Annotated in this window: 17 protein-coding genes; 7 read left to right on the forward strand and 10 right to left on the reverse strand. The window is 71.8% G+C overall.

Annotated features, from left to right (window positions below; genetic code table 11):
- Positions 1-52: 52 nt before the first annotated feature.
- On the reverse strand, positions 53-754 hold the full coding sequence (locus tag WME96_RS45080; RefSeq protein WP_437287713.1) for a hypothetical protein: 702 nt from the start codon (positions 752-754) through the stop codon (positions 53-55).
- A gap of 121 nt (positions 755-875) precedes the next feature.
- Here WME96_RS45080 and WME96_RS45085 point away from each other — a divergent pair, with 121 nt between their 5' ends.
- A complete protein-coding gene (locus WME96_RS45085; RefSeq protein ID WP_437287714.1) occupies positions 876-3293 on the forward strand; it encodes an acylase in 2418 nt (805 codons plus the stop codon).
- Positions 3294-3330: 37 nt separating this feature from the next.
- Here WME96_RS45085 and WME96_RS45090 read toward each other — a convergent pair whose 3' ends face one another.
- Positions 3331-3684 (reverse strand): response regulator, encoded by a 354-nt coding sequence (locus tag WME96_RS45090; RefSeq protein WP_437287715.1) that lies wholly within the window; start codon positions 3682-3684, stop codon positions 3331-3333.
- Positions 3656-4957 carry a sensor histidine kinase gene (locus WME96_RS45095; protein ID WP_437287716.1) on the reverse strand — a complete coding sequence of 434 codons (1302 nt, stop codon included), beginning with the start codon at positions 4955-4957 and terminating at the stop codon, positions 3656-3658. Before WME96_RS45095 ends, WME96_RS45090 begins: the two co-directional genes overlap by 29 nt.
- A gap of 170 nt (positions 4958-5127) precedes the next feature.
- Between WME96_RS45095 and WME96_RS45100 the strand changes: the two genes are divergently transcribed.
- Complete coding sequence (locus WME96_RS45100; protein ID WP_437287717.1) at positions 5128-7053, forward strand: fructose-bisphosphatase class III; 1926 nt, start codon at positions 5128-5130, stop codon at positions 7051-7053.
- Positions 7054-7107: 54 nt separating this feature from the next.
- Here WME96_RS45100 and WME96_RS45105 read toward each other — a convergent pair whose 3' ends face one another.
- Together WME96_RS45105 and WME96_RS45110 are read right to left on the reverse strand one after the other, a co-directional pair.
- A complete protein-coding gene (locus WME96_RS45105) occupies positions 7108-8373 on the reverse strand; it encodes a hypothetical protein (protein WP_437287718.1) in 1266 nt (421 codons plus the stop codon).
- Between the two features lie 293 nt (positions 8374-8666).
- Positions 8667-9413, reverse strand: a complete 747-nt coding sequence (locus WME96_RS45110) for an OBAP family protein (RefSeq protein ID WP_437287719.1) — start codon at positions 9411-9413, stop codon at positions 8667-8669.
- A gap of 607 nt (positions 9414-10020) precedes the next feature.
- Between WME96_RS45110 and WME96_RS45115 the strand changes: the two genes are divergently transcribed.
- On the forward strand, positions 10021-12213 hold the full coding sequence (locus WME96_RS45115) for a glycoside hydrolase family 3 protein (RefSeq protein WP_437287720.1): 2193 nt from the start codon (positions 10021-10023) through the stop codon (positions 12211-12213).
- Between the two features lie 102 nt (positions 12214-12315).
- On the opposite strand, the gene WME96_RS45120 is transcribed toward WME96_RS45115, so the two are convergent.
- The 5 genes from WME96_RS45120 to WME96_RS45140 form a co-directional block, all read right to left on the reverse strand.
- Complete coding sequence (locus WME96_RS45120) at positions 12316-13293, reverse strand: NADPH:quinone oxidoreductase family protein (protein ID WP_437287721.1); 978 nt, start codon at positions 13291-13293, stop codon at positions 12316-12318.
- Between the two features lie 381 nt (positions 13294-13674).
- Positions 13675-14442, reverse strand: coding sequence for a hypothetical protein (locus WME96_RS45125; RefSeq protein WP_437287722.1), 768 nt, complete (start codon positions 14440-14442; stop codon positions 13675-13677).
- Between the two features lie 200 nt (positions 14443-14642).
- Positions 14643-15704 (reverse strand): ABC transporter ATP-binding protein, encoded by a 1062-nt coding sequence (locus WME96_RS45130; protein WP_437287723.1) that lies wholly within the window; start codon positions 15702-15704, stop codon positions 14643-14645.
- Positions 15701-17182 carry an ABC transporter ATP-binding protein gene (locus WME96_RS45135; protein ID WP_437287724.1) on the reverse strand — a complete coding sequence of 494 codons (1482 nt, stop codon included), beginning with the start codon at positions 17180-17182 and terminating at the stop codon, positions 15701-15703. Before WME96_RS45135 ends, WME96_RS45130 begins: the two co-directional genes overlap by 4 nt.
- Positions 17179-17868, reverse strand: coding sequence for a hypothetical protein (locus WME96_RS45140; RefSeq protein WP_437287725.1), 690 nt, complete (start codon positions 17866-17868; stop codon positions 17179-17181). Before WME96_RS45140 ends, WME96_RS45135 begins: the two co-directional genes overlap by 4 nt.
- A 122-nt stretch (positions 17869-17990) precedes the next feature.
- Here WME96_RS45140 and WME96_RS45145 point away from each other — a divergent pair, with 122 nt between their 5' ends.
- From WME96_RS45145 to WME96_RS45160, 4 genes are all read left to right on the forward strand, one after another.
- Positions 17991-18428 carry a hypothetical protein gene (locus tag WME96_RS45145; protein ID WP_437287726.1) on the forward strand — a complete coding sequence of 146 codons (438 nt, stop codon included), beginning with the start codon at positions 17991-17993 and terminating at the stop codon, positions 18426-18428.
- 221 nt (positions 18429-18649) lie between these two features.
- Positions 18650-19039 (forward strand): DUF5958 family protein, encoded by a 390-nt coding sequence (locus WME96_RS45150; RefSeq protein WP_437287727.1) that lies wholly within the window; start codon positions 18650-18652, stop codon positions 19037-19039.
- Positions 19040-19060: 21 nt separating this feature from the next.
- A complete protein-coding gene (locus WME96_RS45155; RefSeq protein ID WP_437287728.1) occupies positions 19061-20311 on the forward strand; it encodes an RHS repeat-associated core domain-containing protein in 1251 nt (416 codons plus the stop codon).
- Positions 20312-20322: 11 nt separating this feature from the next.
- Positions 20323-20703: a hypothetical protein gene (locus tag WME96_RS45160; RefSeq protein WP_437287729.1), complete on the forward strand. Its 381-nt coding sequence runs from the start codon at positions 20323-20325 to the stop codon at positions 20701-20703.
- Positions 20704-20742 lie beyond the last annotated feature (39 nt).

The raw sequence follows: 20742 nt of genomic DNA on the forward strand, positions 1-20742 counted from the left end.
CTGAGCGCGCGAAGATCCACGGCGGGGCGCGCGCGGCGCGGCGCGGCGCGCGTCACGGCGCGGCGGGTCGGTCGTGTCGCCTCGTGATCGCGGCGACGGCGACGGCGATCAGCGCGGCGAGCAGGAAGCCCCCGCCGAACGCGAGGCCGATGATCCACGGCTGGATCGCCCGCCCCAGGCCGTCGGCGAAGCCCGTCGCCGCGGCGCGGCTGGCCCGCTCGATCGCCGCGCTCGAGCAGCCCGGGTCCCCGGGGGGGCAGCCCGCGATCTGCTCCACCAGCTCCGCCGTCCCCTCGCGCGCCACCGCCCTCGCCGCCGCGCCCGAGCCCCGCTCGACCAGGGTGACGAGCTCCCGGTCGTGCTGGAGGGCGCCCTGGACCACGGCGCTGCTCACGGCCTCGCTGGTCTGCGCGATCACCGGCTCGAGCGTCCCCGCCTGCCGCCCGAGCTCCGCCGCGCCCGCCCGGACCGCGTCATGGACGATCGCGCCCACGAGCGGGCGCTCGCGCTGCGGCGCGCCCTCGGCCGGCGCTCCCGCCGATCGGTCGGCTGCCCCGGTTGCGTCGCGCGCGCCGCGCTCGAGCGCCTCGAGGGTGCCGCTGGTCGCCTCCTTCGCCGCCTCGCGGACGCAGCCGGAGGCGAGCAGGAGGGACACGAGCACCGCCGCCGCCGTGGCGGCCGCGCGAGCGCCGCGCGCCGCATCGCCCGCGCGCGGCGGCGCGTCCTGCGGGGCGGGGGCGAGCGCGCATTGCACAGCGGCGACGGCTTCCATCAACCGTGCCCGCCGCCCGCCGCCATCGAATTCTTCACATCGTCCCGACTTCCCCTGGAGTATCTCTCCCCCGCGCAGATCCCGGCGCGAGGAGGATCGTTCCATGTACGGTAGAATCATCGCTGGGCTGAGCTGCCTGGGTCTCCTGGCCGCGTGCGGCGACGAATCCGGCGTGCGGCCGGCGCCGGTCGACTATCAGGCGACCATCCGCTGGACCAGCCACGGCGTGCCCCACATCCTCGCCGACGACATCGGCAGCATCGGATTCGGGCTCGGCTACGCCGGCGCGCGCGACTTCGTCTGCACGCTCGCCGATCAGATCGTGAAGGTGCGGAGCGAGCGCGCGAAGACCTTCGGCCCCGGCGAGGGGGACGCGAACATCGACAGCGACTTCAGCTACCTCACGCTGGGCGTCGTCGAGCGCGGCGAGCGCATGCTGGAGCGCGTGTCCGCCGACGGGCGGGCGCTCATCGAGGGGTACGCCGCGGGCTACAACCGCTACCTCGCCGACGCCGGCCCCCAGGGCCTGCCCGCCCCCTGCGCCGGCGCGGCGTGGGTGAAGCCGATCAGCGCCGCGGATCTCGCCGCGTACTACGTCCACGTGAACATGTTCGCCGGCAGCCTGCAGCTGCTCGACTTCATCCGCCGCGCCGCGCCGCCGGACGCCTCGGGCGAGGAGGCCCGCGAGCGCGCGATCGATCTCCCGGACTTCACCCGGCTCGGCCTCGGGAGCAACGCCTGGGCGATCGGCCGCGATCGCGCCGAGGGCGGCCGCGGCATGCTCGTCGCGAACCCGCATTTCCCCTGGGAAGGAGAGCTCAGGTTCCACGAGGCGCACCTCACCATCCCCGGGCAGCTCGACGTGTACGGCGTGTCCCTGACGGGGCTGCCGGTCATCAACATCGGCTTCAACGAGCACGTCGCGTGGACGCACACGGTCTCGCCGGCGAAGCACTTCACGGTCTACCGGCTCACCCTCGATCCGGACGACCCGACGGTCTACGTCCACGAGGGCGAGCGCCGGCCGATGGAGCGCCGCGAGCACACCATCGATGTCCTGGCCGACAGCGGATCACTCGAGCAGGTGTCGCGGGTGATGTACCGGAGCCACCTCGGCCCGATGCTCGGGGCCTCGGTCCTCGGCTGGTCCACCGAGCAGGCGTTCACCGTGCGCGACGCCAACGAGGACAACGTGACGGCCCTCGACCAGTGGCTCCGGATGGATCGCGCGACGAGCCTCGACGAGCTCCGGCGCGCGCACGAGGAGCTGCGCGGCATCCCGTTCGTGTTCACGACCGCGGTGGACGCCGAGGGGCAGGCCCTGCTCATGGACGCCTCGCGCGTGCCCCACCTGAGCGCCGAGGCGGTGAGCGCCTACGACCGCGCGCTGCAGCGCGACGGCCTCACCGGGCTGCTCGCGCGCTCCGGCATCGTGCTGCTCGACGGGAGCACGGCGCGCGACGCGTGGGTGGAGACGCAGGGCGCCGGCGCGCTCGTGCCGTGGGGCGACCTGCCGTCGCTCGCGCGGACCGACTTCGTCATGAACGCCAACGACACGCCGTGGCTCACGAACCCCGCCGAGCCGCTCACCGGGTATCCGGCGCTCTTCGGCACGCCGGGCGCCCCGATCTCGGCGCGCACCCGCATGAACCTCCTCCTGCTCACCGAGGAGGGCGAGGGCGCCGCCGCGGGCGAGGACGGCCTCTTCTCGCGCGACGAGCTCGAGGCCGCCATCCTGAGCAACCGGGGGATCACGGCGGAGCGCCTCCGCGCGCAGGTCGCCGAGCGCTGCGACGGCGCGGCGCCGGTCGACCTCGAGGGCGAGGCGGTCGACGTCGCCGGCGCGTGCCTCGCGCTGGCGTCGTGGGACGGCCGGCTCGACCTGGAGAGCGTCGGCGCGATCGTGTGGCGCGAGCTGCTCGGGCGGTTCACGAGCGCGGCCATGGTCGACGCGGGCAAGCTCTACGCTCAGCCGTTCGACCCCAAGGACCCGCTCGAGACCCCCCGCGACCTCGTCGAGCCGCCGGCCGAGGGCCCGGATCCGATCCTCGTGGCGCTGGCCGAGGCCACGCGCGCGCTCGCGCAGGCGGGGTTCGACCCGAGCACGCCGCTCGGCGAGGCGCAGTTCACGAACAAGGGCGACGACGCCATCCCCATCCACGGCGGGCTCGGCATGGAAGGGGTCGCCAACGTCGTGACCCACCTGCCGACCGCCCCGAACAGCACCCTCCTGCCCAGGCTCAACACCGGCGAGCTCGTCAACCCGACGACGGGCCTCACCACCGCGGGGTACCCGATCAACTTCGGCACGAGCTTCGTGATGGCCGTCGAGCACACGACCGGCGGCCCGCGCGCCGAGGCGCTGCTCAGCTACTCGCAGTCGACCGACCCCGCGTCGCCCCATTTCGCGGACCAGACCGAGCTGTTCTCGCGGAAGGCGTGGCGGCCGGTGCTGTTCACGGAGAAGGACATCGCCGCCGACCCCGACCTCGTCGTGAAGGAGATCGGCGGACCCCGCTGAGCCGCGCGCGGTCCGCGGCGCACGCGCCGCGCCGCCATCACGCGGCGTCGATGGTCCTGAGCAGCGCGTCGAGCTCGAACGGCTTGCTGATCACGTCGCGCGCGTGCGTCGGCATCGGCTGCTTGATGTTCGACGCCGCGGTCATGATCACGACGGGGATCTCCCCGAGCCCGGGGACGGCCATGAGCTCGTCGCACACCTTCCAGCCGTTCATCTTCGGCATCATCAGATCGAGCAGGATCACGGCCGGCCGCGCGCCCTCCGAGAGGCGATCGAGCGCCTCTCGGCCGCTGAAATAGGGCGTCGCCTCGTACCCGAGCTCGCACAGCGTCTCGGCCAGGGTGATCGCGAGATCGACGTCGTCATCGATGATCAGGACAGACTTGCTCATGGGGCACGGGGAGTTCCACGGTGAAGGTGGAGCCGGCGTCGAGCTCGCTCTGCACGGAGATGCGGCCTCGCATCCTCTCCACGAGCTGTCGTGTCAGCCACAGGCCAAGGCCGAGGCCGCCGTAGTTGCGCACCGAGACGGCGCGCTCGAACTGCTGGAAGATGCGCGCCTGGTCCTCCGGCGCGATGCCGATGCCGCGGTCGCGGACGAGCAGGCGCGCGGCCCCGTCGCCCTGCTCGACGGTGATCTCGACGGGCGCCCCGCGGCCGAACTTCCACGCGTTCGACAGCAGGTTCACCACCACCTGCTCGATCCGGAAGCTGTCGCCCTCGCAGAGCACCGGCCCGTCCGCGTGGAGCTCGACCTCCGGCGCGACCTCCACCACGCCGTCCAGGAGCCGCTCCACGACGTCGCGCACGGTCTGGGCGAGATCGACCGGCGCGCGCTCGATCTCGAGCCGGCCGGAGAGGAGCTGCGTCGCGTCGAGGAGCTGCTCGACCAGCTTGAGGAGCTTCTTCCCCTGCCGCCCCAGGTTGCCCAGCTTGGGCGCGATCTCCTGGATGGGGATCGCCCCCGCCGCGCGCTGGAGGCGCTCCAGCGAGGTGATCTGCAAGAGGAGGGTCGCGATCGGCGTCTTCAGCTCGTGGGAGGCCACGGCGAGGAAGTTGTCGCGCGCGCGGAGCGCCTCCTCGATGCGCGCGGCGCTGCGGCTGTGTTCGATCGCGATCCCCGCGAGATCCTTGGAGATCTCGATGAGGCCAAGGTCGCGCGCGCTCGGTCCGCGCGCCTCGCGGTAATAGAAGGCGAACGTGCCGAGCGCCTCGCCCTCGCGGTCGAGGATGGGCACCGAGGTGCACGCCCTGAGGCCGTGGGAGAGCGCGAGATCGCGCGATCGCGCCCAGAGCGGGTCGCGCTCGATGTCCGAGACGACGACGGTCTGCTTGCGGAACACGGCGGTGCCGCACGAGCCGCTCACGGCGCCGATGCTCAGCCCGTCGACATCCTGGTTGTACGCCTCCGGCAGGCTGGGCGCCGAGGCCCAGCGGAGGTGCGTCCTCGACTCGTCGACGAGGAGGACGGAGCAGAGCGCGCGGCCCGACTGGGCCTCCATGAAGCGGATGAGCTCGTCGAGCACACGGGAGAGCGGCTCTCCGGACGCGACCATCCGGAGGATCCGGTTCTGCCCTCGGAGCAGGGGTCCGGCCCCTCGCGCCAGGCGCTCGGGCCTGGTGGAGCCGTTCCCGTCAGGCCCTGCCGTCAGGCAGGGATCCATGGGTCTCAACGCGTGCATCGCCCCCGATGCATTGCCTAGTCGGGCGCCGCTTTGTCGCAAGGAGAAACGCGGCGGAGCAGGCCTGCGCGCTCGCGGCCGGCGGCCGTCGGATCCGACGAGGCCGCGCGTCGGCTGCGGCGGCCCGCCGCTTTGCTCTATGCTCCGGCGCCATGCTCGACACGCGGGAGCTGCCGCTCCTCCGCGCCCTCGCGGGCCGGTACCCCACCACGGAGGCCGCGCTGGCCGAGATCGGCCATCTCCGGGCGATCCTGTCGCTCCCCAAGGGGACGGTGCATGTCGTCAGCGACGTGCACGGCGAGCACAGGAAGCTGAAGCACATCATCAACAACGCCTCGGGCAGCCTGCGGCCGCTGGTCGAGCGCGTGTTCGGCGACCGGCTCACGGCCGGCGAGAAGCGCGCGCTGCTCTCGGTCATCTACTATCCCCGCGAGAGCTACGCCCCCGTGGCGCGCGGCGCCGAGGCGGAGCGGCGCGCGTACCTGCGCTGGACGCTCGCGCGCGAGGTCGAGGTGATCCGCGAGCTGTCGCGGCGCTACACGCTCCGCCAGGTGGACCAGGCGTTCCCCGCCGACATGCGCGGCCTGCTCCGCGAGCTCGTGTCGGCGCGCGCCGCGCCGGACGAGGGCGGCTACCTCGACGCGCTCGTCGAGCCCTTCGTGCAGCACGGCCGCGAGATCGAGCTCCTGCGCGCCGCCGCGCGGGCGATCCGGAACCTCACGGTCTTCGAGCTCGTGGTGGCGGGCGATCTCGGCGATCGCGGCCCCCGGCTGGACAAGGTGCTCGAGTACCTGATGCGCCAGCCGCGCGCGCGGGTGGTCTGGGGCAACCACGACGTGAGCTGGATGGGCGCGAGCCTCGGCCACGAGGCGCTCATCGCCACCGTGGTCCGGCTCTCGCTGCGCTACGGCCGCCTCTCGCAGCTCGAGGAGGGCTTCGGCATCCCCGTCGCGCCGGTCGAACGGCTCGCGCGCACCGCCTACGCCGACGACCCCGCGGAGCGCTTCGCGGTGCGGGGCGAGGGGCTGCGCGACGCGCTGCTGATGGCGCGGATGCAGAAGGCCATGGCCGTCCTGCAGTTCAAGCTGGAGGGGCAGCTCTGCCGTCGGCGCCCTGACTACGCGCTCGATCACCGCTGCCTCCTGCACCGCATCGACCAGCGCGCGGGCACGGTCGCGATCGACGGCGAGGTATACCCGCTCCTCGACGCGCGCTTCCCGACGCTCGATCCGGGCGACCCTTACGCGCTCACGCCGGACGAGGCGGCGTGCATCGCACTCTTGAAGGAGTCTTTCCTGAAGAGCCCTGTGCTCGCCCGTCGGATGCGCTGGATGGTGCAGCAGGGGACGACGTGGCTCCGGCGCGATCGCGCGCTCATCTTCCACGGCTGTGTCCCTGTGGACGGCGCGGGCGAGCTCCTCCCGTTCGCGGTGGACGGCGAGCCCCGCCGCGGCAGGGCGCTGTTCGACGCGCTGGAGCGCGCGGTGCGCCGTGCCTTCCGGGCGCGGGCGCAGGAGGACGTCGACCTGCTCTGGTACCTGTGGACGGGGCCGCTCTCCCCGATGTTCGGCAAGGACCGGATGACGACCTTCGAGTCGTACTTCGTCGCCGACGCGAGGACGCACCGCGAGACGAAGAACCCGTATTTCCACCTGATCCACGACGCCGGCTTCTGCACCCGGGTGTGCCGCGAGTTCGGGCTGGACGAGGAGCGCGGGCTCATCGTGAACGGGCATGTGCCGGTGCGGGTCGAGCAGGGCGAGTCGCCGATCAAGGCGTCGCACCGCGCGGTGACGATCGACGGCGCGTTCTCGGAGGCCTACGGCGACAAGGGCTACACGCTCGTGCTCGAGGCGAGCGGGGCGCGGCTCGCGCAGCACCACCATTTCACGTCGGTGGAGCAGGCGGTGGAGACGGGGGAGGACATCATCCCCGAGATATCGGACGTGGAGGTCTACGAGGCCGCGCGCACGGTGGGCGACACGGAGAAGGGGGAGGAGCTGGCGCGGGAGATCGAGATCCTGGAGCGGCTCATCCAGGCCTATGAGGACGGCGTGCTCCTGGAGCAGCCGCGGTGACTGGAGCCGCCGCGGTGAGGTGAGGCGCGGCCGTGGGGGCCGCGCCTCCTCGGGTCAGTCGAGCTGGCCGTCGACGATCCAGTCGATGAGCGTCTGCTGCTCCGCCTCGGTCAGGCAGGCTGCATTTCCGGCGTCGTCCGCCGGGTCGCCGGTGCATCCTTTGCCGCGCGGCATGGATCCGCTCTGGATGCGGATGATGGTGCATGCCCCCTGCGTCAGCGCCGTCAGGATTTCGCCCGTCACTGGGTCCTTCGTGACGCACGGGTCGGAGTTCGCGGGGAGCTGCGAGGACGCGTAGGTGATCGAGAAGCCGCTGGACGGCGATTCCGCCCGGGTGTGGCAGGGCGCGCACTTCGCCAGCAGGATCGGCTCCACGTCGGCCCATCGCACGGGCTCGCTGGTGTCGCCGCCGGCGCCGCCCTCACCGCCGCCGGCGCCGCCCTCACCGCCGCCGGCGCCGCCGGAGGAGGTGTCGCCACCCGCGCCGCCAGCGCCGACCGCGACGGAGGAGGACTCGCCGCCAGCGCCGCCCGTACCGCCGACGGTGGAGGACTCGCCGCCCGCGCCGCCGACGCCGACAGCGACGGCGGAGGACTCGCCGCCCGCGCCGCCCGTACCGCCGACGGTGGAGGACTCGCCGCCCGCGCCGCCGACGCCGACCGCGACGGAGGAGGACTCGCCGCCCGCGCCGCCGGCGCCGACCGCGACGGAGGAGGACTCGCCGCCCGCGCCGCCGGCGCCGACCGCGACGGAGGAGGACTCGCCGCCCGCGCCGCCAGCGCCGACCGCGACGGAGGAGGACTCGCCACCGGCGCCGCCAGCGCCGACCGCGACGGACGTGCTGGTCGCCGTGGTGGTGGGATCGCCGCCCGTGCCGCCTGCGCCGACGGTGGATGCATCGCCTCCCGAACCGCCTGCGCCGACCGCGACGGAGGTGGTGGTCGTGCTGGTCGTGGTGGTCGTGGTGGTCGTCGAATCGCCGCCCGCGCCGCCGGTGCCAGCTCCGGTGCCGGTCGCGCCGCCCTCGCCGCCGGTGCCTGTCGCGCCGCCCTCGCCGCCGGTGCCGGTCGCGCCGCCCTCGCCGCCGGTGCCTGTCGCGCCGCCCTCGCCGCCGGTGCCGGTCGCACCGCCCTCGCCGCCGGTGCCGGTCGCGCCGCCCTCGCCGCCGGTGCCGGTCGCGCCGCCTTCGCCGCCAGTTCCCGTTCCGGAGCTGGTGGTGCTGCCGCCGGCCTCACCACCTGTGCCGCCGCTGCCTGCCACCGTGCCCGGGTCGTCGTCACCGCACCCGGCGAGCGCGACGATCAGCGCGCCGGTGGTCATGAACAAACGGATCGAAGTCCGCGGAATAAAGAGCATGCGCGGAGAATAAGCGCGCACGCGCTCGCCGGTAAATGCCGCCAACAGTGGATACAAGATTTTATGGTTGCCACAGCGGTGGATTACGCTTCCATTGAATCCCGGCGGCCATTGCTCGAGCCCGCCGGCCGGCTCTCTGCCGTACTGGCCCGCGTCCTCGAGGGCGCTCTGTCGTCCCGCCGCGCTGTCTTCCCGCGGTCCCGCAGGTCAGCTCTCGTGCGATCCCCTCGCCGCCTGCGGCCTTGCTCGCAGCGGCGTCACTTCGCCCGGACGCCCTCCGGAGCGCCGGTCGCGTTCGGAAACCTGGACTTGAGATCGTCCGCGCCCCGCTGCGGGTTCGCGGTGGCGGCGAGATCGGCGCGCTCTTTCCGCTTCTCTGCGGTGCTGATCCCGGTCCGCTTGTCGCGCGCCTCCACGAGGGCGGCCGGCATCTCCCCGTCGCGGTTGTACGACCAGGCGAGGAGCGGCTCGCCGACGGGAAGGCTGTGCGCGGCCGGGTGCCCCAGGTGCCCCGTGTCCCAGATGTGCCACGTCTTGCCGTAGCTGTTCATCTTCTTCTTGAGCGCCGCCTTCTCGGCCACCGCAGGTACGCCGGGCAGGATCAGCTGACCTGAGAGGATCTCGTAGTTGTGCGGGTGCCAGCGCTTCTTCTCGTCCTCCGCCAGGCCCTCGAACATCGCCTCGGAGATGATGTACTCGACCCCGATGATGTTCGCGTCGCTCGTGTTCCCGTCGAAGATCACACACTGCGTGAACTCTTCATTGACCCCTTTGCAGTAGTGATGGGCCTCCATGTGATGGTCCGGGTTGTCCTTCATCACGTGGAATCCGTCCAGGTAGTGGTCGATCGCCCGCACGGGACTCAGATCCTGGAGCGCCTCTGCGCCCTTCTCGAGGATCTTGGTGTCGACCTTCTTCTCCTGCCCCGGCGGGGCAGCCTGATTCGACGGGGGCGCGTCCGCCTGGCCGCAGCCGGCGTAGAGCGCAGGAGCAAGCACGAGCACGGCAATCGCAAGGTGAGGGCGTCTCGCCATCGTCGGGATCTCCCTGGAAACGACGCGCGTTCTGCAAATCCACGGCCACCCTCCGAAATGCCGCCCGTTCCGCCGGAGCGATGGGCGGGCCGTGGCTCTCTTGCATCATTGTGGCGTTACGCCACGGGTGGATTATCGCGCTGCGCCATCGGGTTTGTCTATTGCGGCCCGATTCGAACCGTGGTTAACGAGAGGACCTCCAGGACGCGCCGTGTCATCCGGCGCGCCACGAGCGCCGGCGTGGATCGAGCTCGGGGTCACGACGCGACGACGCGATGACGAGACGACGCGCCCATGCGATGACGCGCCCATGCAATGACGCGACGACGCGACGACGCGGCGCGAGCCTCGGGAGTCCCCTCGTTGGCGGCGTGAGGCGGGGCTTGCGTGCCGGTGGAGACATGGATTAGAACATTCCCGTCCTGTCTTATGTCGTCTTGCACCCACCGCGTGGAGCTCGTCTCACCGCATGTTCACGCGCTCGGCCGCCTGCCGGCCTCGCTCGACTGGGCTGCTTGACTATCACGGTTCACCTCAAAGCCCATCCTTCATCTCACTGACAGAGAGGGGAGCACCTATGCGCCTCACACGGTATGCGACATGGATCTTGGCGGCGGCGGTCGTTATCGCGCCGGCCGCCTGCGGCGACGACACGTCGAACAATCCGACCGGCTCATCGACCAGCTCCGGCACGGGCCCCGGCTCCGGCTCCGGCTCCGGCACGGCCGGCGGCGGCACCGGCGCCGGCGACAGCACGGGCGGCGGCGGCAGCGGTGACGGCGGCAGCGGTGACGGCGGCAGCGGCGACGGCGGCAGCGGCGCCGGCGACAGCGCGGGCCTCTTGCCCTGCGACGCCGGCTGGCCCGAGGTGACGAGCAAGATCGCGAAAGATCCGGCGATCGAGGCGGCCGTCGCGGAGCTGCTCGGCCAGCTGTCGCTCGAAGAGAAGGTCGGGCAGATGGTGCAGGCCGAGATCGGCTACATCACGCCGGCCGAGGTCAGGCAGTACAACATCGGCTCTGTGCTGAACGGCGGGGGCTCGTGGCCGGGCGGGAACAAGAGCGCGAGCGCGGCGGACTGGCTCGCGATGGCCGACGACTTCTACAAGGCCTCGGTGGACAAGAGCGGCGGCCGCGCGGGCATCCCGATCATCTGGGGCATCGACGCGGTGCACGGCAACAACAATGTCCGCGGCGCCACGCTCTTCCCGCACAACATCGGCCTGGGCGCCGCGAACGACCCCGATCTGCTCGAGCGCATCGGCGCCGCGACGGCCAAGGAGGTCGTGGCGACCGGCCTCGACTGGACCTTCGCCCCGACGCTCGCGACCGTGCGCGACGACCGGTGGGGCCGCACGTACGAGGGCTACTCCGAGGATCCGGAGATCGTGAATCGCTACGCCGGCCGGGTGGTGACGGGCATCCAGGGCGCCGCGAACAGCGCGGATCTCTTCGGCCCCACGCGCGTCATCGCGACGGCCAAGCACTTCATCGGCGACGGCGGCACCGACAAGGGCGACGACCAGGGCAACAACCTGTCGACCGACACCGAGCTGTGCGCGATCCACGGCCAGGGCTACATGTCCGCCATCCCCGCGGGCGCGCAGACGGTCATGGCGTCGTACAACAGCATCCGCGGCAAGAAGATGCACGGCAACGGCGAGCTGCTCACCGGCGTGCTGAAGGAGAAGTTCCACTTCGACGGCTTCGTCATCGGCGACTGGAACGGTCACCAGCAGGTGCCGGGCTGCGCCGAGGACTCGTGCGCCGAGGCGATCAACGCCGGTGTGGACATGATCATGGTCCCGTACAAGTGGAAGGAGTTCTACGAGAACACCATCGACCAGGTGAACGGCGGCCAGATCGAGAGGGCGCGCATCGACGACGCGGTGACCAGGATCCTGCGGGTCAAGATGCGGGCGGGGCTGCTCGGCCCGAAGGCGACCAAGGGCGCGCCCTCGGAGCGGATGTTTGCCGGGCAGCAGGCGGTGCTCGGGGCCGCGGAGCACCGGGAGATCGCGCGCGAGGCGGTGAGGAAGTCGCTCGTGCTGCTCAAGAACAAGGGCTCGGTGCTGCCGCTCGAGGCGTCGGCGCGGGTGCTCGTCGCGGGCAAGTCCGCGGACAGCATCCCGAACCAGGCCGGCGGGTGGTCGCGGACGTGGCAGGGCACGGACGTCACGAACGCCGATTTCCCGGGCGCCACATCCATCTTCAAGGGGATCCAGGAGGCCGTGTCCGGCGGCGGCCAGGCGATGCTGAGCGCCAACGGCGCTGCGGCCTCGTCGGGGAACTTCGACGCGGCGATCGTGGTGATCGGCGAGACGCCCTATGCCGAGATGAAGGGGGATATCCAGTCCTCGGGCGACTCCGGGGACGCGACGGCGCACGCCAAGACGCTCGAGCACGCGCTCTTCCACCCCGAGGACCTGGAGGTGCTCCGGACCATCCGCACGGCCGCGCCGACGCTGCCGATCGTGACGGTGTTCCTGTCGGGCCGCCCGCTCTACGTGAACAAGGAGCTGAACCTCTCCGACGCGTTCGTGGCGGCGTGGCTCCCGGGCTCGGAGGGCGGCGGCGTGGCCGACGTGCTGTTCGGCAAGCAGCAGTTCCAGGGCAAGCTCTCGTTCTCGTGGCCCGGGAGCGAGTGCCAGAAGGTCAACCGCAACGACGGGGGAGAGGCGCTGTTCCCCTATGGCTTCGGCCTGACCACGGCGGACCAGGACACGCTCGGCGAGCTCCCCGAGACGTCCACCGGGACCGCCTGCAACTGACCCCTTCCCCGGCGCCGCTGCCGCGCTCCCGAGCGGCGGCGGCGCCCCGCTCACCGCCGCTGCCGCGCTCCCGAGGGGCGGCGGCGCCCCCCTCGTCGCCGCTCATCGCCGGGTCGTGAGCACCACCTTGCCGGTGGTCGCGCGGGACGCGACCGCCGTCATGGCGGCCTTCGCGTCGGCCATCGGCAGCGCGGCGGAGATGAGCGGCTTGATCGCGCCCTGGCGATACATCGCGTAGAGCGCGTCCTGCGCGGCGCGCGTCAGGGCGGGCTGGGCGCGGCTGTAGGTGCCCCAGTAGAAGCCGAGCACGGAATAGTTCTTCACGAGCAGGTGGTTCGCGCGCGCGGCGGGGAAGTGGCCCGAGGCGAAGCCGATCACCAGGATGCGCCCCTCGAAGGCGACGCACCTGGTCGATCGATCGAAGACGTCGCCGCCGACGGGGTCGAAGATGATATCGGCGCCCCGGCCCGCGGTGTGGTCCTTGACGATGGCGACGAAGTCCTCGCCGCGGTAGTCGATCGCGACGTCTGCCCCGAGGGCGCGGCAGACCGCCGCCTTCTCCTTGCCGCCGGCGGTGGCGATGACGGTCGCGCCGGCCGCCTTGGCGAGCTGGATCGCGGCGCTGCCGACGCCGCCCGCGCCGGCGTGCACGAGGACGGTGTCGCCCGGCTTGACGCCGGCGCGCCGGTGCAGGGCGAGGTAGCCAGTCTGGTAGGTGATGGTCAGCGCCGCGGCGTCCTCGAACGGCATGCCGTCGGGGAGCGCGTAGGTCGTGCGCGGGCCGGCGATCGCGTGCGTCGCGTACCCTCCCGAGCCGGGCAGCGTCGCGGCCACGCGGGTGCCCGGCGGCAGCGACGGCTCGCGGCTCTCGACGACGAGGCCGGCGACCTCGAAGCCGGGGACGAACGGCGGAGTCGGCCTGACCTGATGGGCGCCCGCGGTGAAGAGCACGTCGGGGAAGTTGATCGCCGACGCGGCGACCTCGATGCGGGCCTCACCCTCGGCGAGCGGGGGGTCGTCGACCTCTTCCCAGACAAGGATCTCGGGCGAGCCGAAGGAGTGTCCGCGCCAGGCGTGCATGGGGCGCGGACCTTAGCAGAAAGTCCGACCGCCGAGCCACGGAGGCGCATGGCCGCACAGCGTGCCTGTCCATCATCCCTCTGTGCCTCCGGGACTCGGTGGTTCACATCGATGGGCTTCTCGACGTCGCTCGCGCTGCCCGAGAGGTGTTGCCGAGCCGCCCGGCCCCCGGAGAGGGAGGCGGGCAGAAATCCTGCCAGGGATCTGCCTCAAGGGAGGAGAGAGATTTCAACGCAAAGGCGCAAAGGCGCAAAGGCGCAAAGGCGCAAAGGCGCAAAGGCGCAAAAAGAAATTATAATGCATTTTTGCGTCTTTGCGCTCTTGGCGCCTTTGCGTTGAAATCTCTCTCCTGATCCTTGGCCCGACTCCTGGCGGGCGGAACTACGGAATGATCTGGATACCCAGCGTCGCCGTCACGGTGCCCTGCGCCTGGCCGTCGAACGTCACCTCGACGTGGTAGTTTCCTGGCGCGAACGGCTCCCCCTCCGGATTGCTCGTGTCGGACGGCCCGTTCCACTGCCGGCCCGACCAGCGGATCGTCTCCATCGCGGTCGTCGCGTCGACCTGCACGGTCTCCGCCTCGTCGGGAGCGCAACACCCGACGTCGCACAGGCAGTACTGCTGCGGCTGGCCGGCCGACGAGGTGCCTGTGATCTTGTACGACACGAACGAGAGCGGATCGGTCGACGGGTCGACGCAGCGCCCGCAGCCGGTGGTCTCCGCGACGCTGATGGGCGGGACGCTCGAGTCGGTGACGACCTTGTAGATGAACTCCGCCGCCTCTCCGACGTGATAGACGCACCGGCTCGACGCGATCGAGATCTTCACGCCAGGGATCGTGCCCTCGATGTCGCGCACCGCGCACCGCTCGTCGAACGGCGAGCCGCCGCTGCCGCCGCCGCCATCGCTGGCGTTGCCGCCGCCGCCGTCGCTGGCATTCCCGCCGCCGCCGTCACTGGCGCTGCCGCCGCCGCCGTCGCTGGCGCTGCCGCCGCCGCCGTCGCTGGCATTGCCGCCGCCGCCGTCGCTGGCATTCCCGCCGCCGCCATCGCTGGCGCTGCCCCCGCCGCCGCCTGCGCCGCCGGTGCCCCCGCCGTCCTTGCTGCCGTTACATCCCATCAGGCACGCACCGGATATGAGGGCTGCCATCAGCGCTCGAAGCACGTCGCTCGCCATCCGATCACCTCTCCAACTTCGCCGCCGCACTTCGCGCGCGGCCGCGAACGCGCAGCAAGAGAGATGCCTCGCGCGACCCGCGCGGATCCGCGCAGAACAGGGCCAGCGCCTGGGACATCAGCTCCGCGATTGTGCCGAAATGGGCCACCCGGCCGCGCGCAGGCCGGCGGCCGTCACTCGAGCTCGGGATACCAGCACGCCACGCGGTGGCCGCTCCCCGGGACGAGCTCCTCCAGCGGCGGGATCTCCACGTCGCACTTGCCCTCCTCGGCCTTCCGGCAGCGAGGGTGGAACACGCAGCCCTCGGGCGGGTTGATCGCGCTCGCCGGCGCGCCCGGGAGCAGGCGGCGCGCCTTGCCGCCGCGGTCGATCGACGGCGTCGCGTCGAAGAGCGCGCGCGTGTACGGGTGGTGCCGCCGCTCGGAGACGCCCTGCGCCGGGCCGAGCTCGACGATCCTGCCGAGGTACATCACCGCCACGCGGTGGCTCACGTGCTCGACCACCCGGAGGTCGTGCGAGATGAACAGCAGGCTCAGCGCGAGCTCGTCCTGGAGCTCCTCGAGGAGGTTGACGATCTGGGCCTGCACCGACAGGTCGAGCGCGCTCACCGGCTCGTCGCAGACGATGAAGTCCGGGCGCACCGCGAGCGCCCGCGCAATCGCGACCCGCTGCCGCTGGCCGCCGGAGAGCTCGTGCGGGAAGCGCTCCATCATGTCCGGCCGCAGGCCGACCTTCTGCAGCGCGGCCTCGACCATCGCGGTCTCCTCGTCGCGGGTCCTCGCGAGGCGGTGGATCACGATGCCCTCGCCGACGATCTCGCGCAGCGTCATGCGCGGGTTGAGCGAGCCGTACGGGTCCTGGAAGACGATCTGCATCCGCCGGCGCATCGCCCGGAGCGCGCGGCCCGACATGGCGGAGAGGTCCTCGCCGTCGAAGAAGACCCGGCCGACCGTGGGCTCGATGAGCCGGATCGCGAGCCGCCCGAGGGTGCTCTTGCCGGAGCCCGACTCGCCGACCAGGCCGAGCGTCTCGCCGCGGTGCACGTGGAAGGTCACGCCGTCCACCGCCTGCACGAACGCCGGCTTCGCGAACGGGCCGCGCCGCACCGGGTAGAGCTTCGAGAGCCGCTCCGCCTGCACGAGCGGGCGCTCGCCGCGCGCGCTCTCGGCGCGGGCCTCGGCGGCGCCGGCCTCGTCCCCCTGGGCGGGCAGCGGGAAGTCGCTGTCGCGCGTCACGCCGCGCCCTCCTCCCCCGGGCGTCCCGCGCCGGCGAGGAGAAAGCAGCGCGCCGCGTGGTGCCCCGCGCCCGGCGGGACGGCGTACAGGTCCGGCGGCTCGGCGCGGCAGCGGTCGAACACCGCCTCGCAGCGGTCCTGGAAGCGGCAGCCGCGCGGCGGATCGCGCAGATCGGGCAGCCCGCCGGGGATCGTCGGCAGGCGCAGCGATCGCTGGCCGCGCACGCGGTGCGGGCGGAAGCCGCGCGCGGGGATGCTCCGGAGCAGCGAGCGCGTGTAGGGGTGCGACGGCGCGGCGAGCACGTTGCGCGCCGGCCCCTGCTCGACGACGACGCCGGCGTAGAGGACGACGATGTCGTCGGCGAGCTCGCCGACCACGGCGAGGTCGTGCGCGATGAGCAGGAGGCTCATGGACGTCTCCGCCTTGAGCCGCTCGAGCAGGTCGAGGATCTGCGCCTGGGTGGTCATGTCGAGCGCGGTGGTCGGCTCGTCGGCGATGAGCAGCGAGGGCCCGGGCGCGAGGGCCATGGCGATCATGACGCGCTGGCGCATGCCGCCGGACAGCTCGTGCGGGTAGCTGTTCGCGCGGACCTCGGGCTCGGGGAAGCCGACCTTGCGCAGCAGGCTCACGGCGTAGAGCCGGGCGTCGCCGCGGGACATGGGCCGGTGCAGGCGGATCGCCTCGGCGATCTGGGCGCTGACCGTGTACACGGGGTTGAGCGAGGTCATCGGCTCCTGGAAGATCATGCCGATCTTCCCGCCGCGGACGGCGCGCATCTCGCGCTCGCCGAGCGCGAGGAGGTCCTGGCCGTCGAGCTCGATCGAGCCGCCGTCGATCGACGCGTACGGCGCGGGCAGGAGCCGCAGGATGCTGAGCGCGGTGATCGTCTTGCCGCAGCCCGACTCGCCGACGAGCGCCACGGTGCGCCCGCGCGGCACCGTGAACGAGACGCGGTCGAGCACGCGCGTGACGCGGCCGTCGGCGGTGAACGAGACGCGGAGGTCGCTGACCTTGAGCAGCGCCTCCGCGGGCGCGGCCGCCTCGGCCGTCGGGGGCGGCGCGGTGCGGACGAGCGGGAAGGGGCGGACGCTCGCGGTCGAGCGCTGGGTGACGGCGGGCTCGTCGTCGTCGAGGGAGCCGCGCGAGGAGGTGGGGGCGCCGGGCGCGGCGGCGCCGGGCGCGGCGGCGCCGGCGACGCGCGGGAGGCCGCGCGCGGACGTCGGGGAGCTGGGCGCGGGGGCGCCGGAGACGGGCGGGGCGCCGCGCGCGGACGTGGGGACGGTCGGCGAGGTCGGGGCGCCGGGCGACGACGAGGCGCCGGACACGGGGGGCGCGCCCGGCGACGACGGCGCGCCGGGCGCCGGCGGGACGCTCGGCGTGGAGGGCCTGCCCCGGCCGGCGTCGTGGCGGACGAGGGGCAGCGGGAGAGACGGGCGCCCGCCGAGGTCGTCGTCCTCGTCGTCGTGGCCGGAGCTCACCGTACGTACACCTCGAGCTGCGGGCCGGTGCCCTGGGAGATGCCCATCGAGTAGGCCGCCCCGACGGCGTCGCGGCCCGGCGCGACGATGGCGATGCCGTGGTCGTCCATGCGCCGCCTGGCCCAGCCGCGCACCAGCGAGGTGACGTCGATCCGCAGCGGCGCCGTGGGGAGGCGCCGCGCGACGGCGGCGGGCTCCGGGATCGACAGGCGGGGCTGCCGGCCCCACGTCGCCGTCTCGGAGCGCCACGGCTCGAGGATGCGCGCGACCTCGAGGGTGAGGGCGCGCTCGGCGGGCGGCGCGAGGGGGACCGGCTCCAGCACGACGAAGGCGCTCGCGATGTCCGCGTCGACGCCGAAGGTCGGCGCGAACCGGAGCAGCAGGACGACATCGCCGGTCCTGGCGCGCCCGAGCGCGATGGCGTCGGGGACGCCGGGCGCGGCCGCGGCGTCGCCGTCTTCCTGGAGCACGGCGAGGTCCGCGGGCGGGAGCAGCACCCGGCGCGCGTCGACGGGCGAGGGGAGGGCGCCCGCCGGCCGGCAGCGCCCCACGACGCAGTGCCCGGCGCCGCAGACGCCCGCGCCCGCGCACACGCCCGCGTCCGTCGAGGAGGCGCCGCCGCAGCCCAGGAGCGGCGGCGCCGCGACGAGCAGGGCCACGGGCGCGAGGGCGGCGAGCAGTCGCACAGCGGGGGCGACCATAGCAGAGCGGGGCGCCGCCGGCAGGGGGGCGGCATGGAGGCGATGCCGGCCACGGTCGTTGCGATCTCTGTTGTCGGGCTGCGGCCGCTCTGCTGGGATGCGGGGTCGTGCGCGTTCGAGCTTTCACCCTTCTGAGAGCGCTCGTGGTCCTCGTCGCCTTCCCTGCGGCGCTCGCCGCCTGCGGGAAGAAGGCGCCGCTCGGATCTCCGTGCCGCGCTGACGACGACTGCGCCTCGGGCCTCGCCTGCCATCGCGAGCAATGCCTGCACGAGGGGAGCGCCCGCCGGATGCGCGAGGAGGAGCAGCGCGCCTCCGGCGCGGGCGGCGCGCGGAAGGTCGGCGATCGCGTCGAGGTCGAGTGGAAGGGGTCGTACAAGCCCGCCGTGATCACCGGCGTCGTCGCCCCGGGGTCGTACCGGGTCCACTTCGAGGGCTACGACGCGCAGTGGGACGAGGTCGTGACGGAGGCGCGCATCAAGGGCGGCGCGCGCCCGGGTGCGGCGCAGAAGGCGGCGGTGCCGGCGGCGAGCAGCGCGGATCGCTGAGCGTACCTGACGACAGGCGGCTGCGACCGGGGAGGGGGGCCCTACCAGGACGTCGACGAGGACGGCCGGCTCGTCTCACCACCGCTCCCGATCATCGTCGTGACCTTCCCCCTGCCGCCCCAGCGCATCGCGGTGGCCATCTCGGAAGACCCGTAGTCCGGGCTCTCCGGTCCCGCTGTGTCGCCGCGCGACCCGCGGTGAACTATGGCGAGGCGTGTGACATGAACAATTACGAGAATTTGTTGAACCAACTGGCACAAGGGCTTGTGACGAAAGAGGAAGGACATCGCTGGTTCAGCGGGCTTGCGGAAGGCGAGCAGCTAGACGTTCTCGGCAAACTCTGGTTCTTCGCTGCTCAGGCTGGAGCTCGCGAGAGCGATGTGGATGTCGCCATCGCTCGGGCGCAGCTCAAGCCGGGCTTTACACCGTGCGCGCTCCTGAGGAACGGGCGACTCCAAATTCAAGCTGCGAAAGTCTTGGGACTGCCACTCGCGGAGCATGAGAAGTCGTTTCGGCTGTTATCTGCGTTGTTTCAAGTTGCGGACGAGCGACGTCGGAAGGAAGAGTGTAAGGATGGCTGCTCGCACTGGTGGCACACGAAAGGCCGATGAGCTTGAGACGCGCAGGGAAGCGTGACGCTCGTGACGGAGGCGGACGGGAGCGCGGAGAAGTCGGCGTACGCGTACTACGAGCCGTTCGGGAGGCGGATCGAGCGATACGGCGCGCCGGTGGGCGGGCCGCCGGGGGAGCTGCGGCTTGGGCTGACCGGGCACGAGCACGACGACGATCTCGGGCTGATCAACATGAAGGGGCGGATCTACGACCCGAAGCTGAAGCGGGTGCTGACGCCCGATCCGCTGGTGTCGGCGCCGCTGTTCGGGCAGAGCTACAACCGGTATAGCTATGTGCTCAACGATCCGCTGAACCTCGCGGATCCGACGGGCTACGAGCCGACGGGGCCGGACTGCACGACGTGCGCGCCGTGGACGCCCCGGCAGCCGCCGTGGAGCGGGGGCGGCGGTGGAGTCACCATCATCTCCGGGGGCAGCGGAGACGGGGATGATGGGAATCCTTACACCAGCGAGTGGAGCTCTGACGCCGGCGATATCGGTCCGCCGCCGCCTCCGTCGGTCGTCAGGTCGGACGTGGACGGGTTCCAGGGTGCTGGGGTCGAGCCGGGTCAGGGCAGCTTGCTCGTGCAACTGGTGAACGAGCGGGCGCGGCAGGATCGGCTGTACTACGAAACGCTGCAGCGGGACACGTTCCGCGTGACCCAGTGGGCGATGGTCGGCGCAGGCGCGGCGCTGCTGGTCTGGTCGGGCGGCTACGCGCTGCTGGCGCTCGAGGAGCTGTCGGTGTTCGGCAGCACGATCGGGATGACGTCGACGCAGATGGCGGCGGCGAACGCGGCGAGCTTCACGGCGAAGGCGGTGCCGGCCATCCTGGGCGAGGTGTGGGTGCTGGAGGGGCTGCACCGGCACGACCCGGGGAGGATCGCCGATGGGTTGATGATAGCCGCGTCCGCGGGGGCCAGCTTCGGCGAGGGCCTGGGGGCGGGGCCGCGGGCGGGTGGGGGCGCCGCGGAGCGAAGGTACATCGCATGGTCGAGCAAGCGTGTGGCGGACGCCGCTGATCAGATCGCCCGAGGTACAAACGAAGTGATCGTGAATGGTCGAGATGAAGCTGGTGAAATCTTCATCGGGTTGTTCCACGGCAAGGGATTTAGGAATACTACAGGTATGACGGGAAGACAGGTTCGGGAGATGCTGCCGGGCGGTAAATATGGAACTTATCATTGGGACATGGCAGATACTCAGCACGACGGCCGCTCTCATCTCCAGGTGCATACGGAAGACGGTAGCATCTTTCGGATCTTTTTCTGAAAAGGCGTATTATGGACAGGCAAGAGATTGACGCAATGCTCGATCAGGGGCAACGAGTCGGATTCGTAAAGCAGACGAGCGATCCTGAGTATTTGGGATGGATCGTGCTTAGTAAATTGAACCCTAACCGGCGACTGCTTGAGGTGTTGGGTCACGACAGCGATTCTGTGTATGTGGCCGAAGAGCGGAGGCGCGAACGAGAGCCATATCTGCTCATGGTTATTGAATTGAAGCGAGAGGTGCACGATGCGGGGGGCTATGAGACGGAAGAAGATTATCGTCGGAAAGACAGATATTGGTTTGCGACGCTGGAGGATGTGGAGCGTAAGCTCGGCGAGTGGGGGATGTCATTGTCAGATGGCAGGGAAGCTCGTGAACTTGATGTGCCCTAGGATGAGCGCCGACTGGGGGCTCGTGGCTCTTGTCGCTAC

The organism is Sorangium sp. So ce406, from assembly GCF_051474675.1.
Taxonomy (GTDB): domain Bacteria; phylum Myxococcota_A; class Polyangia; order Polyangiales; family Polyangiaceae; genus Sorangium; species Sorangium cellulosum_G.